The sequence below is a fragment of the Actinomadura oligospora ATCC 43269 genome (assembly GCF_000518265.1).
GTDB lineage: Bacteria > Actinomycetota > Actinomycetes > Streptosporangiales > Streptosporangiaceae > Spirillospora > Spirillospora oligospora.
In genome coordinates this window covers 16,684-30,206 of record NZ_JADG01000013.1, presented here as the reverse complement: position 1 = coordinate 30,206, position 13,523 = coordinate 16,684, and the positions used below count along the sequence as shown (strand labels likewise).

Sequence of the window (13,523 nt, the reverse complement as noted above, 5' to 3'; positions counted from 1 at the left end):
CCTCGTCGGCCGAGTCCGCGATGGGGCGTCATGCACGGGCCTTTCGCCATTCCAGGAGAAAGCCCCCGGTCAGTCGCGGTCGTCGTGGTCGCCGCCGGTGTGGACGGCGATGACGCCGGACATCTCCGAGAGCGCGGCGGTGAGGTCGGGGATGTCGCCCGAACCGTCCAGGACGAGGGTGACGGCGGCCGTGCGGTAGTGGTCGGCCTCGTCCCGGCCGTGCCGCTCGTCGCGTCCGACGTCCGGCTCGTCGTCGAGGTACTCGCGGTCGACGGAGGCCTCCTCGACGGCGAAGCCGCGGCCGGTGCACTCCATGAGGACGCGCCGCAGGACGCCGCGTCCGTCCTTGTAGGTCAGGCGCACGCGGACGCGTCCGGGGTGCCGGGCGAAACGTTCCAGCGGCAGCCAGCCGGCGACCGTGTTCAGCCCGAGCACCACCGCGAAGTGCGCGACGGTGACCGAGACCGCGAGCAGCCAGAGGCCGCCGCCCGCGGCCATGCCGACGGCGGCGGTCACCCAGACCACGGCGGCGGTGGTCAGCCCGCGCACCGCGTCCCGCCGGACGAAGATCAGCCCGCCGCCGATGAACCCGATGCCGGACACGATCTGCGCCGCCACCCGGGACGGGTCGAACGACACGTGCGCGCCCGGCACGTGCTGGAAGCCGTACTTGCTGACCAGCATGAACAGCGCCGCGCCGACGCCGACGAGGGTGTGGGTGCGCAGGCCCGCGCTCTTGTTGCGCAGGCCGCGCTCGACCCCGATGGCCGCCGACAGCACCATCGCCAGCAGCAGCTCCCCGAGCTGCACCCACCCCTGCCCCTGCACGCCCGATCGTCACCTCCGTCCGGTGGATTCCCTTTCCCCGGTGACGGCGGAACGGAAACTCCGGACGGAATCGGTCAGACACGGCGTCCCCGGCTCAGGCCGGGATGTGGGCCGGGTCAGGCGGGTGGGCGGACGTAGTCCTCCAGGCGGGCGACGGTGTAGCCCTGCTTGGTGATGTGCTTCAGGAGGGCCGCGAACATCTGCGTCATGGTCGAGCCCTTGAGCTCCTTCGGGCCCCGGAAGTGGGCGAGGATGATGTCGCCCGGGTGCAGCTTCCTCATCCCGTCGTCGTACTGCATGTCGTGGATCTGCATGGACTCGCGCCACAGCGCGATGCCGTGGATCCCGCAGGACGCCGCCGCCTCCTGGGTGGCCATGTTGTACATGCCGTAGGGCGGGCGGAACAGGTACGGCCTGGTCGTGTACTGCTTCACCAGGATCGTCTGGTCGCCGCAGATCTGCGCCTTCTGGGCCTCCGGGCCGAGGTTGCGCATGACCGGGTGGTTCAGCGTGTGGTTCTGGACGTGGTTCCCGAGCGCCTGCAGCGGCTTGAAGTAGCCGTAGTTCGCCAGGATCGCGTCGTTCATCAGGAACATCGTGAACGGGACGCGCAGCTCGCGGGCCATCTCGACGAACCTCGGGTCCTTCTCCGCGCCGTCGTCGATCGTGACGAACACGATCTTCTCCTTGGTCGGCACGGTGCTGAAGACCTTCGCCGGGCCCTTCTTCGAGAGCCTGATCGGCTTGTCGGCGTCGGCGGGCGGCGCGGGCGCGGGCCGCATGGGCTTCAGCCCCCACTTCCGCCACGTGGACGGATCGACCTGCTCGACGCCGCTCCCGCCCTTGATGTTCTCCGGCGCGTTGGCCTTCCCCTTGTGTTCGGACGCGCTGGACGCCTTGCATCCGGCCAGTCCCGCCAGCAGAAACGCCGCGCAGCCGACGCCCGCGACAAGCCGCCCGGAGGCAGCAGAAATACCGGTCCCCACCCGGCAACCTCCCCGTCAAAGATCCCCGATGGGCACAACCTAGCGGCGTTTCACACCTGTTTGTCACCCGCCCCGCCGGACCGTCCGGCCAAACGTCCGGGCACGGAGGATCAGCGCGGGGTGAGGCGGTCCAGGACGTCGGCGGCGGGGCTCTCGGTGGCGCCGCGGAAGCCGGTTCCGGCCCAGAGGTTGACGGCCTCCGCGTCGCCGCGCGCGGCGGCGGCCCTGCGGAGCGGGGAGGTGACGTAGTGGACGTCCGGGTAGGCGGCCGGGGCCTCGTCCGAGTGTTCGAGCAGGAACCGGTTGACCAGGCCGCGCGCGGGGCGTCCGCTGAACGCCCTGGTCACGGCCGTCTCGGTGAAGCGGGGGTCGGCGAGGGCGGCCTTCGCGACGGGCGTCGCGCCGCTCTCCGGGCAGCGCAGGAACAGCGTTCCGACCTGCGCGGCGACCGCTCCGAGTTCCAGGAGTTCGGCGACGTCCCCGGCGGTGGCGACGCCTCCGGCGGCCATCAGCGGAAGGCCGGTGATCGCGTGGACGGCGGGCAGCAGCTCGCGCAGCGGCAGCGCGCCCTCGGTCGTGTTGGTGAACGAGCCCCGGTGCGCGCCCGCCTCGGCGCCCTGGACGCAGAGCGCGTCGACGCCCGCGTCCACGGCCTCGCGCGCCTCGTCCACGGTCGTCACGGTGACCACGGTGATGACGTCCTCGCGGCGGAACGCCCGGACGACGTCCCGTCCGGGGCAGCCGAAGGTGAAGCTCACGAACTCCGGCGGGTCGGCGAGGAGGTCGGCGACCTTGGCGTCGTAGTCGTCGTCGCGGGCCTTCGGCACGCCGGGCTCGACGCCCAGGCGGGACGCCTCGTCCGCGAGCCGGTCACGGTAGGCGGCGACGGCCGCGTCGTCGACCTCGTCCCGGGACGGCATGAACAGGTTCACGCCGATCGGGCCGCCGGTCAGCGCCCGGGTCGCGTCGAGATCGGCGCGCATCTGCGCGGCCGTCTTGTACCCGGCCGGAAGAAAGCCCAGGCCACCGGCCTCGATCACGGCGGCGACGAGCTCCGGGCGGCCCGCGCCGCCCGCCATCGGCGCCAGCGCGACGGGCCGAAGCCCGGCCCATGCCGCACCGCCCATACGAACCTCCCGAGCTCCACCGGGCCCCCCGACCGGCGGGGACGTCCCTCCTCTCGGCAAGATAGCCGTCGGACGGCGCGGAGCGATCGGGAGGGGGCCGGGGTGCGGATCCTGCTGCACTACGACAGGGAGTTCGACCGGCCCGGGTGGGACGTGGTGACCTGCTCGGAGCAGGACGAGGCGAGGTTCGCCGAGCTGCTCCCGGACGCCGAGGTCATCTGGCACGTCCTGCGTCCGCTGACCGGCGCGGACTTCGACCGCGCGCCGAAGCTCCGGCTCGTCCAGAAGCTCGGCACGGGCGTCAACACCATCGACCTGGACGCGGCGGAGGAGCGCGGCATCGCCGTCGCGAACATGCCCGGACGCAACGCGCCCGCCGTCGCCGAGACCGCCCTGCTGCTGATGCTCGCCGCGCTCCGCAAGGTCGTCCCGTTCGACGCGCACACCCGCGCGGGCCGGGGCTGGCCCGCCGACCCCGCGCTGACCGGCGGCGAGATCCGCGGACGCACCGTCGGCCTGCTCGGCGGCGGCGAGATCGCGGTGCTGCTGCGCTGGATGCTCAGCGCGATGGGCGCGCACGTCCTGTACACGTCGCGGACGCCGCGTCCGACCGACCCGAACTGGCGTCCGCTGGACGAGATGCTGCGGGCCAGCGACATCGTGTCCGTGCACGTCCCGCTCACCGACGAGACGCACCACCTGCTGAACCGCGAACGGCTCGCGATGCTCCGTCCCGGCGCGATCGTCGTGAACACCGCGCGCGGGGCGGTCATCGACGAGCGCGCCCTCGTGGACGCGCTCGACTCCGGCCACCTCGCGGGCGCGGGCCTCGACGTCTTCGAGCAGGAGCCCGTCGCCCCGGACAATCCGCTGCTGGGGCGCGAGGACGTCGTGGTGATGCCGCACGTCGCGTGGCTCACGCACGAGACGTGGGACCGCTACTTCGAGGTCGCGACGGAGAACGTCCGCCGCCTCACGGCGGGCGAGGACCTCCTCTATCGCGTCCGCTGAGCGGGCCTCACCGCTCCCCGGGGTCGCGCGTGAGGTGGAAGTAGAGCGTGGACGCCTCGCCCTTGGCGTCCATCGCGCCCATGAGGACGTCGCCGCTGATCCGGCGGAAGTGGTCGATGATCGGCCGTCCGTCGTAGATCATCGCGGCGGACGCGACGCCGTCGCGCACGACCTCGCGCAGCCGCGCCGAGCCCATCCCGTCGTAGGTGTAGAGGGCGCCGTCGTCGGTGCGGCAGACCAGAGGGTCCACGTTCTCGGGGTCGGTGAACCGCTTGCCGTACCAGCGCAACCGGGTGAGCAGGCGGGCCATCCGGTCCTCCGGGTCGAACACGCCGCCGCGCCACAGCCCGGTCAGGCCGCCGGGCTCGACGGGCGGCAGCGCCCGGAACAGGGTCGCGAGCTCGCCCGGGTCCGGGCGGGCCTCTCCGAGAACGAGGGCGAGGGCGCGGTCTTCGGTGCTCATGTCCACCTCAGGGGGTTCACGAACGTCGCGGAAGAGCGGGGCGGCTGTGCAGGTACTCGCGGGGGGGTGGTCCTCAGGGGAGAAGGACGGGCTTCACGGTCGTGCCGGACGTCGCGTCCGCCTCGGCGCGGGCGATGTCGGCGAGCGGATAGGTCTGGATCAGGCGGTCGAACGGCAGCAGCCCCCGCCGCCACAGGTCGAGCATCCGGGGGACGAAGGTCTGGGGAACGGCATCGCCCTCGATGATGCCCCGAACCGTCCGGCCCATCAGCATGAGGGTGGAATCGAGTCGATAATCCTCACCTCCCACCCCCACGAGACCGCAGGTCCCGGTGGTGCGGAGCGCGGCGACGGCGGTCGCGACCACGTCCGGCCGCGCGGTCGTGTCGAGCGCGTGGTGGAAGCCGTCCGGGACCAGGGCCCGGAGGCGTCCGGCGAGGTCGGGGTCCGCGCCGTCCAGGGCGTGCGTCGCGCCGAGTTCCAGGGCCAGGTCGCGACGGGAGGGGTGCAGGTCGACGGCCACGATCGGGTCCGCGCCGACGAGCCGCGCGGCCATCACGGCCGACAGCCCGACCGCGCCCGCGCCGAACACCGCGAGCGCCTCTCCCGGACGGACCGAAAGCGCCAGCAGCACCGATCCCGCGCCGGTCTGGACCCCGCAGCCGAGCGGCCCGAGCAGTTCGATCGGCGCTTCAGGATCGACCTTCACGGCGTTCCGGACGGTCGCGATCGCGTGCGTCGCGAAGGACGACTGTCCGAACCACCGGTTGTGGACGGGCGATCCGGCCTGGTCGAAAGCACGCGGACGGCCGTCCGGAACCACGGCGGCCATGTTGAGGCGCGCCATCCGGGCGCAGTAGCCGGGCCGTCCGTCGCGGCAGTTCGCGCACAGCCCGCACGAGTCGTACGACAGGACGACGTGGTCGCCGACCGCGAGCCCGCCGCCCTCCCCCGGCCCGACCGCCTCGACCACGCCCGCCCCCTCGTGCCCGAGGACGACCGGCTTCGGGACGCGATCGCCGGGGACGCGTCCGAGCAGGTCGGTGTGGCACAGGCCCACGCCCGCGATCCGGACGAGCACCTCACCCGGCCCCGGCTCGGACAACTCCACCGGCTCCACCACGAACGGCGCGTCATGCGCCCGCAACACCGCCGCGCGGGCGCGCGCCGTCGCGCTGGGCTCTGCCAGGGGCGGCACGGGCGGGTCAGCCCTTCAGGGTGTAGCGGATGGGGAGGCGCTTGAGGCCGCCGACGAAGGTGGTCGCGGTGCCGGTGGGCTCGCCGTCCAGTTCGAGCGTCTCCAGCCGGGGCAGCAGTTCCTCGAAGAACGCGCGGACCTCGATCCGGGCGAGCGCCGCGCCCAGGCAGTAGTGGACGCCGAACCCGAACGCGAGGTGCTTGTTCGGATCGCGTCCGACGTCGAAGCGGAACGGGTCGTCGAAGACGTCCTCGTCGCGGTTCGCGCTCGGGTAGGAGAGCAGGAGCGAGTCGCCCTTGCGGATCGTCACGCCGCGCAGCGCGTAGTCGGTCGCAGCCGTCCGCATGAACTCCTTGACCGGCGTGACCCAGCGGATCATCTCGTCCACGGCGAAGGGCATGAGGGACAGGTCGCCGCGCAGCCGGTCCAGCTGGTCGGGGTGGGTGACCAGGGCGTGCAGGCCGCCCGCGATCGTGGACGAGGTGGTGTCGTGCCCCGCCGTCGCGATGATCACGTAGTAGGACGCGGTGTCCATGTCGTTCAGCGGCTCGCCGTTCACGCGCGCGTTCGCGATGGCCGAGGCGAGGTCGTCGGTGGGGTGCGCGCGGCGCGCGGCGGTGAGCTCCTGGAAGTAGGCGAAGAAGTCGAGCAGGACGGCGAGCTTCTCCTCCGGCGTCCGGCCGCGCTGCATCTCCTCGTCGTCGCCGCCGAACAGCTCCTGGGTGAGCTTCAGCATCCGGTCGAAGTCCGACTCGGGCAGGCCGAGCAGCGACAGGATCACGTACAGCGGGAAGTGGACGGCCACCTCCCGCGCGAAGTCGCAGCGTCCGCCCAGGTCGGCGAGCCGGTCGACGTAGCGTCGGGCCAGCTCCCGGACGCGCGGTTCGAGCGCGCGCATCGCCTTCGGCCGGAACCAGTCCGCGCCGATCGCCCGGACGACCCGGTGGTCGGGGTCGTCCATGTGGATGAGGGTGCGCAGCGCGATGCCCTGGTCGACGCGGGCCTGGTTCATCCGGTCGAACTCGGCGGTGCCGAGGATCGGGCGCGGCGCGCTGAGGAACAGGTCGTTGCGGCGCTCGACCTCCAGGATGTCGGCGTGCCTGGTGATCGCCCAGAACGGGTTGTAGCCGTCCGCCTCGACGCGGTGCACGGGCGACTCGCGGCGCAGCAGCGTGAGCGCCTCGTGGAGCCGTGCGTCGTCGGCGTAGGCGGACGGGGTCGCGAGGGCCCGTCCCGCCTCGCCTGCCGTCAGTGTCATCTCGGCTCCTCAGGGGGTGGTCCGTTACGGAACCTAGAAGCCGGATAACGCTCGGTCAAGCCTTGTCGATCTTGTCGTTAGATGTCGCTGAAATCCCCATGCCGTCCGTGTCCGGCGGCGAACCGCGCGGCGCCGGTCAGCGCCGCGTCCAGCGAGCCCAGACCGTGCCGGTACTCGACCGCGATCGCGTCCTCCACGGGCCTGCCCTCGCCCTCCAGCACCGCGAGGCGGTCGCTGCGCAGCGTCGACTGCGGGAAGCACGCGAGCGACGCCGCGAGCTCCTCGGCCGCCTCCCGCGACGTCCCGTTCGGGACGACCCGGTTCGCGAGGCCGATGTCGAGCGCCTCCTCCGCGTCCACGGGACGTCCGGTGAGGATCATGTCCATCGCGCGGGACGTCCCGACCAGGCGCGGCAGCCGGACCGTGCCGCCGTCGATCAGCGGGACGCCCCAGCGGCGGCAGAAGACGCCGAACACCGCGTCCTCCTCGACGACCCGCAGGTCGCACCAGAGCGCCAGCTCCAGCCCGCCCGCGACGGCGTGCCCGGCGACGGCCGCGATGACCGGCTTGGACAGCCGCATCCGCGTCGGGCCCATCGGGCCGTCCCCGTCCGGGGCGACGCGGTTCGCGCGCCCTTCGCCCAGGCCCTTGAGGTCCGCGCCCGCGCAGAACGTCCCGCCCTCGCCCCACAGGACGGCCACCGACGCGTCGTCGTCGGCGTCGAACTCCCGGAACGCCTCGGCGAGCTGCTCGGCGGTCGGCCCGTCCACCGCGTTCCGCACCTCGGGCCGGGACAGGATCACGGTGGTGACGGTCCCGTCGCGTTCGACGCGAACACCCATGACGATCAGCTCCTCTTGTGGCCGTCCTGTCCTTTGCCCGCCGCCCGCGCGGGCCCGCCCGTGGCTCGTCCGCCCCGGGCCCGCCGCCGCTCGCCGTGCTTGCCTGTAGCTTGCCCGTCAGCCCTCCGGAACGAAGTGCTCTCCCGGAACCTCGATGAAGACGGCGGCGGCCCGGACGGCGATCGTCCCCTCCGGCCCGCCCACGCGCGCCTCACCCTCCAGGTAGGCCTTGCGCCCGTCGACGCCGGTGCACCATGCCCGCACGAACACGTCCGAGTCGACCGGGACCGGCGCGAGGTAGTCGGTTTCCAGCCGTCCGGTGACATAACGGTTACCGAGCAGCCAGGCGGCTCCGCCGAGCGCCTCGTCCATCGCGGTGGCGAGCACCCCGCCGTGGCACAGGCCGGGCGCGCCCTGATGCTCCTTCCGGACGGTGAACTCGCAGGTCACGACGCCGTCCTCGGCGCCGGTGTGACGGATCCGCAGGCCGCTCTCGGCCTCGCTGCCGCAGCCGAAGCACCCGTCGAACCCGGCCAGCGAGGCGAGCGCGACGGCGAGGTCACCCGAGGGCGCGGGCGTCGCCGCTCCGGGCGGCGGGGTCGTCCGGGACGAGGCGGGACCGGGCCTCGCGGGCCTCGGGACGGACGGGGAAGCGGACGGGGAGGACGTCATGCGCACCACACTCCGAGCATCGTTCGGTGAACCACGCGCAGCGTACGAGGCCGCCGTCCGGCGTCCCGCACCCGGGCCGGGCCTTACAGACCAGCCACACGCAACATAAGCATGTAATCACGGTAAGGTCCGCACAGGATGTCGAACCATCTGGGACTGCGCCCGCTCACCGCCCGGTCGGTCGTGCTCAGCACGCTTCTCGGCGTGCACCCGCCCCGGCTCCCGGCGCGCTACCTCGTGCGCGTGGGCGAACGCTTCGGCATCGCCGAGGGCACCGTCCGGGTCGCCATCTCGCGCATGGTCGCGTCCGGCGACCTCGTCCAGCGGGACGGCGCGTACGCCCTGTCCGAGCGCCTGATCTCGCGCCAGCGCCGCCAGGACGAGTCCCGCGACCCGCGCACCCTCCCCTGGGACGGCTCGTGGGAGATCGCCGTCGTCACCGCCGAGCGCCGTCCCGCCGCCGCCCGTGCCGAGTTCCGCCAGGCCATGTCCGAACTACGGCTGGCCGAACTCCGCGAGGGCACCTGGCTGCGCCCGGCGAACCTCGCCCGCCCACGCCCGGACATCGTCGAGGACCAGTGCGTCTTCCTCACCGGCCACCCCGAGCAGCCCCCGGCCGACCTCGCCGCGACGCTCTGGGACCTCCCGGCCTGGGCCGCCACCGCCCGCGCGCTCCACGAGGCGCTCGGCACGTCCGACACGTTCGCCGAGCAGTTCACGATCTCGGCCGCCGTCCTGCGCCACCTGCTGAAGGACCCGCTCCTCCCGGACGACCTCCTCCCGCCGGACTGGCCGGGCGCGGCCCTCCGCGAGCGCTACCGCTCCCTCGCCGCGGCCCTCGACCGCCTCATCCTCGAACACGTCACCACCCCCTGACGGGCGGCGACCCCCGCCCGCGACTCCCCGGCGGGCTGCCCTGTGAGGGACGACGGCCTGGCGCCTACGTCCTCCTGCGGGCGCGCCTGGACTTGCCGGTGGCCAGCAGACCCGCCCCGACCAGCAGCATCAGGAACCCTGTCGCGACGAGGGAAGCGATCAGCGTGGGCGCGCCCGTGCGAGGGAGCAGGCCACCGCCGTGGACGGGGTGCGGATGCGGGCGCGGATGCGGATGCGGCTTCACGGTCGGCGTCGGCTTCGGCGTCGGTTTCGGTGTGGGGGGCGTCGGGGTGGGCGTGGGGGTCGGGGGCCCGCCCGGCTTCCACACCGCGTAGAGGTCGGTGTCGCCGGTGATCGTGAAGGTGTCGCCCGGCTGGTACTGCGCGGTGGTGGCGTTCGGGTCCGTCGACCAGCCCGCGAACGTGTGTCCGGTCTTGACCAGGTCGCCGGGTTCGAGCACCGTGACGACGCCCCCCAGGGAGTAGGCGAAGGCGTCGACCGGGGCGGTGCCGCCCGTGTTGCCGTTGCCGTGGTAGGTCACGGTGTAGGCGATGGGCTCGAGGAACCGGTGGTTGATGTCCCAGTTGTTGTAGCCCTGGGTCAGCGGGCTGGTCCAGTCGGTTCCGTGGATGTTGGCCGCGTAGACGGCGTCCTGCGCGGGGTTGCGGGCGAAGGGACCGACCGCGGAGTTGTCCGAGAACACGACCCCGGCGGCCACGGTCAGATTCTCGTAGTCCTGGGTGAACACCCCTCCGCCGTCGTTGGTCGCGGTGTTCTCGGAGACCGTGCCGGCGGTGATGTCCACCGTGGCGTTCGACGTCGTGTAGATGCCGCCGCCATCGTGGGCCGCGCGGTTCTGGGTGACCGTTCCGCCGTCGATGGTCACCCTTCCCTGCCGGAAGACGGCACCGGCGGAGGTCAGGAGGGCGTCGTTGTAGACGCCGCCGCCGTCCTCGCTCGCGGCGTTGTCCTGGATCGTTCCACCGGTCATGGTGAGGTCCGACCCGACGTTGAGGACGCCGCCGCCGCGAACCGCGCGGTCGCCCGGATCGGTGTCGGCGCCGTTGTCGGCGATGGTGCCGCCCGTCATGGTGAACCGCGCCGGGGCGAGGAGCGGGTCGAGGACGTTGAGCCAGTTCATGACACCGGCGCCGTCCGGGGCGGTGTTGCCGGTGATGGATCCGCCGTTGACGAAGAGGTTGGAGCTGGCGTTGCTGATGCCCCCACCGCCGAACACCAGGGAGGTGTTGCCGGTGATCTCGCCGCGGTTCAGGACGAACGTCGCGCCGCGGATGCCGATGAACACCCCGCCGCCGGATCCCTCCTGCCCGCCGATGGTTCCCGCCGTGTTGCCGGAGATGACGCCGCCGTTCATCTCGAAGCGTCCCGCCGCGCCGTTGACCCGCACGCCGCCGCCTGATCCGGCCGCGCGGTTGTCACTGATCGTCCCGCCGTCCATCACGGCCTGGCCGCCGTTGACGTAGACGCCCGCGCCGTCGCCGTGCCCGGAGGTGTTGACGGCCTCGTTCCCGGTGATGAGCCCGCCGTGGATCTCCAGGGCTCCGTTGATGGTGGTGACGGCGCCCGCCCGGGAGGTGTTCCCCGAGATGGTGGCCTGGTTGATGACGATGAGGGAGGTCCTGTTCACCCCCAGGAGGGCGGCGCCGCTGCCCGCGGCGTCCGCGTTGGCGGTGTTGTCGGTGAACCGGCCGCCGTTGATGACCGCCTTCACCACGCCGTCACCGGACGTCGCCCCCAGGACGGTGACGCCGGAGCCGTTGCCCTGGGTGGCGGTGTTGCCGGTGATCTGGCCGCCGTTCACGGTGATGGTGCCCGACGTGCCCGCGGTGCCGCCCGCCATCATGACGATGCCGGTGTTGGCGGCGTTCGTCGCCGTGTTGCCGGTGATGACGCCGCCGTTGATGGTGATGCTGGTCGGGGTCGCGCCCGCCCCGGCGGCGATGCCGTGGATGGCCGCGCCGCTCGCGCCGGTGTTCGTGAACCCTTCGATCGTGCCGCCGTCCATGGTGACCGCGGAGCCCGCGTTGACGTAGACGCCGTTGGACGACGCGCCGTCGTCCGGCTTGGTGATCGTCCCCGACTCGAACACGAACTCGCCGGGGTCTGCGGCGCTGCCGACGTTCACCGCGTACCGCGCGACCGCTCCGGGGGCCTTGGTCAGCGTGGGACCGTCCAGCGTCAGCCTCCCCAGGACGGTGAAGGTGTGCGAGGCCGTGCTCCCGGTCAGCGAGTGGACCCCGCCGACGGTGCCGAGCGTGACGTCCGCGCCGTCCGGGACGGTGATGGTGGCCGCGTTGGACGCCAGGACGATGTCGGCGCCGAGGTCGACCGCCGTCGGCCCGCTCGCGCCCTGGACGGCCGCCCGCAGCTCCGCCTCGGTCGTCACGGTCGTCGCCGCCCGGGCGGCCGTGGGCGTGAGGACCACCGAACCGGCCAGCACGACGAGCGCTCCGACGGCCGACGCGAGACGCGTCACAGGCGTGGTGGTCCTGGTGCTGCTGCGCATCATGCCCCCGTGCTGACCTGGGCGTCCATCCCGGTGAGTCATCGATATCTAGCGGATGGGTGACAGGCAGTGCGGGCGGCACGCGCCCGCCTTTCCTCATTTTTTCCTCTTTCATATGCGTGCGGCGTGCTCTCGTTCAGCGTCAGCGCACGCATTGCGCACCACCCTCACACCCGCCTCCGGCACTCCCGCCGGTCACGGGAGCCGGAAAGCCTTTTCTGGACGCCCGACTCCTGTAAGGAGCGGATTCAAGGGTCACGGAAAGTCACTCAGCGTCCTTAATCGGGTGCTTGTTGTCACCGGTCGAGCCGCCGTCGTAGAGATGTGAGGCATCAGCCCCTGGATCGCGGAGGTGGTCAGTGGACGCACGGATCGACGTCAAGGCAGGTAGCAGGCCCTCAGGGGACGAGGCGCTCCCCGCCGAACAGATGGCCCAGGTCGCGGCGGCGCTTCCCGGGGGAGTCCTGTTCTCGCCGCCCTTCCCGAACACCACGGCGGCGCACCGTCCGCCGGACGAGGAGTGGCCCCTGGTCGGGGCCTGGAGCTACAAGGGCCTGCCCGCCACCGGCACCGCCCACGTCTACCGGGCGAGGGGGCGCTCCGAGCTGCAGCGTCCGCTGATCTTCGCGGACGGCTTCCGCTACGGCCCGAGCGACATGCCCGGACTGTACGACTACCTCAACACGCGGTACGCGGACGGACGGTCCGGACTGCTGGACGAACTCCAGGAGCAGGGCTACGACGTCATCCTGCTGGGCTTCGGCGAGCGGCACACCTACATCCAGGCGAACGCCGGGGTGGCGGCGTCCTGCATCTTCCGGGCCAACGCGCAGAAGATCGGCGGCGAGCCGATGGCGGTCGGCGGGATCAGCATGGGCGGCCTGGTCACCCGCTACGCCCTGGCCCGGCTCGAGTACAACCGCATGGACCACAACACCGGCGTCTACTTCTCGCTGGACTCGCCGCACAACGGCGCGTGGATCCCGCTGATCCTGCAGCAGCTCGCGTACTTCTCCGAGAAGTACGGCGAGAAGCCGCCGCCCGGCCAGCCGTCCCAGGCGGACCTGATCAAGAGCCCGGCCGCGCAGCAGCTGCTGTGGGCGTGGGTGCCGTCCGAGGACTACTCCGGCCCGGTCGCCACGGCCAGCCCGCTGCGCGGCGAGTTCCTGCAGGACCTGCGCGACGTCGGCTGGTTCCCGCAGCGTCCGATCAAGCTCGGCATGGCCAGCGGGCGCGGCGACGGCACCGGCAACGGCGTCCCCGCCGGGGCGCAGGTCTTCGACTGGAACGGCCCGCTCGGCGTCAACGCCACCGCGCTCACCCAGCCGGACGGCGGCGTCGACCAGTACGTCGGCGGCAAGAAGCTGCTGTGGCGGACGAACTCCACCACCACGGCCGTCCCCGCCCACGACGGGGCCCCGGGCGGCACGCTCGACTCGTTCAAGCTGGTCGCCGAGGGGCTCGGGGTCGAGATCGACCCGGTCTTCGAGAACACCTGCTTCGTGCCGACGATCAGCGCGGTCGCCGCCTCCTACGACCCGGTCACGTGGCCGATGGACCTGTCCACGGCCGCCAACGACCTCAACCCCGACCAGTACGACCTCGACGCGTTCGTCTGCGACGAGACCAACTCCCCGCACGGCCAGGTCACCGAGCCGCTCGCCAGCTGGCTCCTCGACCAGCTCGGCAAGTGATCCCAGGACGGCAGTCCACCAGGTGACTCCCGGTGCCGCCG

At 72.4% G+C, this 13,523-nt stretch carries 12 protein-coding genes; 3 read left to right on the top strand and 9 right to left on the bottom strand.

Annotated elements, in window-relative coordinates:
- Positions 1 to 69: 69 nt before the first annotated feature.
- The 3 genes from P696_RS0122180 to P696_RS0122170 form a co-directional block, all read right to left on the bottom strand.
- Positions 70 to 783, bottom strand: coding sequence for an MgtC/SapB family protein (locus tag P696_RS0122180; protein ID WP_084338014.1), 714 nt, complete (start codon positions 781 to 783; stop codon positions 70 to 72).
- Between the two features lie 161 nt (positions 784 to 944).
- Complete coding sequence (locus P696_RS47275) at positions 945 to 1,814, bottom strand: polysaccharide deacetylase family protein (protein ID WP_026414056.1); 870 nt, start codon at positions 1,812 to 1,814, stop codon at positions 945 to 947.
- 110 nt (positions 1,815 to 1,924) lie between these two features.
- A complete protein-coding gene (locus P696_RS0122170) occupies positions 1,925 to 2,941 on the bottom strand; it encodes a nitronate monooxygenase (RefSeq protein WP_026414055.1) in 1,017 nt (338 codons plus the stop codon).
- 102 nt (positions 2,942 to 3,043) lie between these two features.
- On the opposite strand from P696_RS0122170, the gene P696_RS0122165 reads away from it, so the two are divergent.
- Positions 3,044 to 3,952: a 2-hydroxyacid dehydrogenase gene (locus P696_RS0122165; RefSeq protein WP_026414054.1), complete on the top strand. Its 909-nt coding sequence runs from the start codon at positions 3,044 to 3,046 to the stop codon at positions 3,950 to 3,952.
- A 7-nt stretch (positions 3,953 to 3,959) separates the two neighbouring features.
- On the opposite strand, the gene P696_RS0122160 is transcribed toward P696_RS0122165, so the two are convergent.
- The 5 genes from P696_RS0122160 to P696_RS0122140 all read right to left on the bottom strand — a co-directional run bounded on the left by P696_RS0122160 (position 3,960) and on the right by P696_RS0122140 (position 8,385).
- Positions 3,960 to 4,415 (bottom strand): DUF4334 domain-containing protein, encoded by a 456-nt coding sequence (locus P696_RS0122160; RefSeq protein ID WP_026414053.1) that lies wholly within the window; start codon positions 4,413 to 4,415, stop codon positions 3,960 to 3,962.
- Between the two features lie 73 nt (positions 4,416 to 4,488).
- The gene (locus P696_RS0122155) at positions 4,489 to 5,613 is read right to left on the bottom strand and encodes an NAD(P)-dependent alcohol dehydrogenase (protein WP_245627767.1); all 1,125 of its coding nucleotides are present in this window, start codon (positions 5,611 to 5,613) and stop codon (positions 4,489 to 4,491) included.
- A gap of 7 nt (positions 5,614 to 5,620) precedes the next feature.
- Positions 5,621 to 6,871, bottom strand: coding sequence for a cytochrome P450 (locus tag P696_RS0122150; protein WP_026414051.1), 1,251 nt, complete (start codon positions 6,869 to 6,871; stop codon positions 5,621 to 5,623).
- 77 nt (positions 6,872 to 6,948) lie between these two features.
- Complete coding sequence (locus P696_RS0122145) at positions 6,949 to 7,713, bottom strand: crotonase/enoyl-CoA hydratase family protein (protein ID WP_026414050.1); 765 nt, start codon at positions 7,711 to 7,713, stop codon at positions 6,949 to 6,951.
- 117 nt (positions 7,714 to 7,830) lie between these two features.
- Positions 7,831 to 8,385: a PaaI family thioesterase gene (locus P696_RS0122140; protein WP_034486279.1), complete on the bottom strand. Its 555-nt coding sequence runs from the start codon at positions 8,383 to 8,385 to the stop codon at positions 7,831 to 7,833.
- 138 nt (positions 8,386 to 8,523) lie between these two features.
- Between P696_RS0122140 and P696_RS0122135 the strand changes: the two genes are divergently transcribed.
- A complete protein-coding gene (locus P696_RS0122135) occupies positions 8,524 to 9,261 on the top strand; it encodes a PaaX family transcriptional regulator C-terminal domain-containing protein (protein WP_026414048.1) in 738 nt (245 codons plus the stop codon).
- A gap of 64 nt (positions 9,262 to 9,325) precedes the next feature.
- Here P696_RS0122135 and P696_RS0122130 read toward each other — a convergent pair whose 3' ends face one another.
- A complete protein-coding gene (locus P696_RS0122130) occupies positions 9,326 to 11,791 on the bottom strand; it encodes a beta strand repeat-containing protein (protein WP_026414047.1) in 2,466 nt (821 codons plus the stop codon).
- Positions 11,792 to 12,147: 356 nt separating this feature from the next.
- Here P696_RS0122130 and P696_RS47270 point away from each other — a divergent pair, with 356 nt between their 5' ends.
- The gene (locus tag P696_RS47270) at positions 12,148 to 13,482 is read left to right on the top strand and encodes an esterase/lipase family protein (protein WP_157429853.1); all 1,335 of its coding nucleotides are present in this window, start codon (positions 12,148 to 12,150) and stop codon (positions 13,480 to 13,482) included.
- Positions 13,483 to 13,523: the final 41 nt, after the last annotated feature.

Excerpts from the sequence above, each read along its gene's own strand:
- P696_RS0122145 (WP_026414050.1), bottom strand. The coding sequence starts at position 7,713 with ATGGGTGTTCGCGTCGAACGCGACGGGACCGTCACCACCGTGATCCTG.
- P696_RS0122135 (WP_026414048.1), top strand. The coding sequence starts at position 8,524 with ATGTCGAACCATCTGGGACTGCGCCCGCTCACCGCCCGGTCGGTCGTG.
- P696_RS0122140 (WP_034486279.1), bottom strand. The coding sequence starts at position 8,385 with ATGACGTCCTCCCCGTCCGCTTCCCCGTCCGTCCCGAGGCCCGCGAGG.
- P696_RS0122130 (WP_026414047.1), bottom strand. The coding sequence starts at position 11,791 with ATGATGCGCAGCAGCACCAGGACCACCACGCCTGTGACGCGTCTCGCG.
- P696_RS0122160 (WP_026414053.1), bottom strand. The coding sequence starts at position 4,415 with ATGAGCACCGAAGACCGCGCCCTCGCCCTCGTTCTCGGAGAGGCCCGC.
- P696_RS0122150 (WP_026414051.1), bottom strand. The coding sequence starts at position 6,871 with ATGACACTGACGGCAGGCGAGGCGGGACGGGCCCTCGCGACCCCGTCC.
- P696_RS0122180 (WP_084338014.1), bottom strand. The coding sequence starts at position 783 with ATGGTGCTGTCGGCGGCCATCGGGGTCGAGCGCGGCCTGCGCAACAAG.
- P696_RS0122170 (WP_026414055.1), bottom strand. The coding sequence starts at position 2,941 with ATGGGCGGTGCGGCATGGGCCGGGCTTCGGCCCGTCGCGCTGGCGCCG.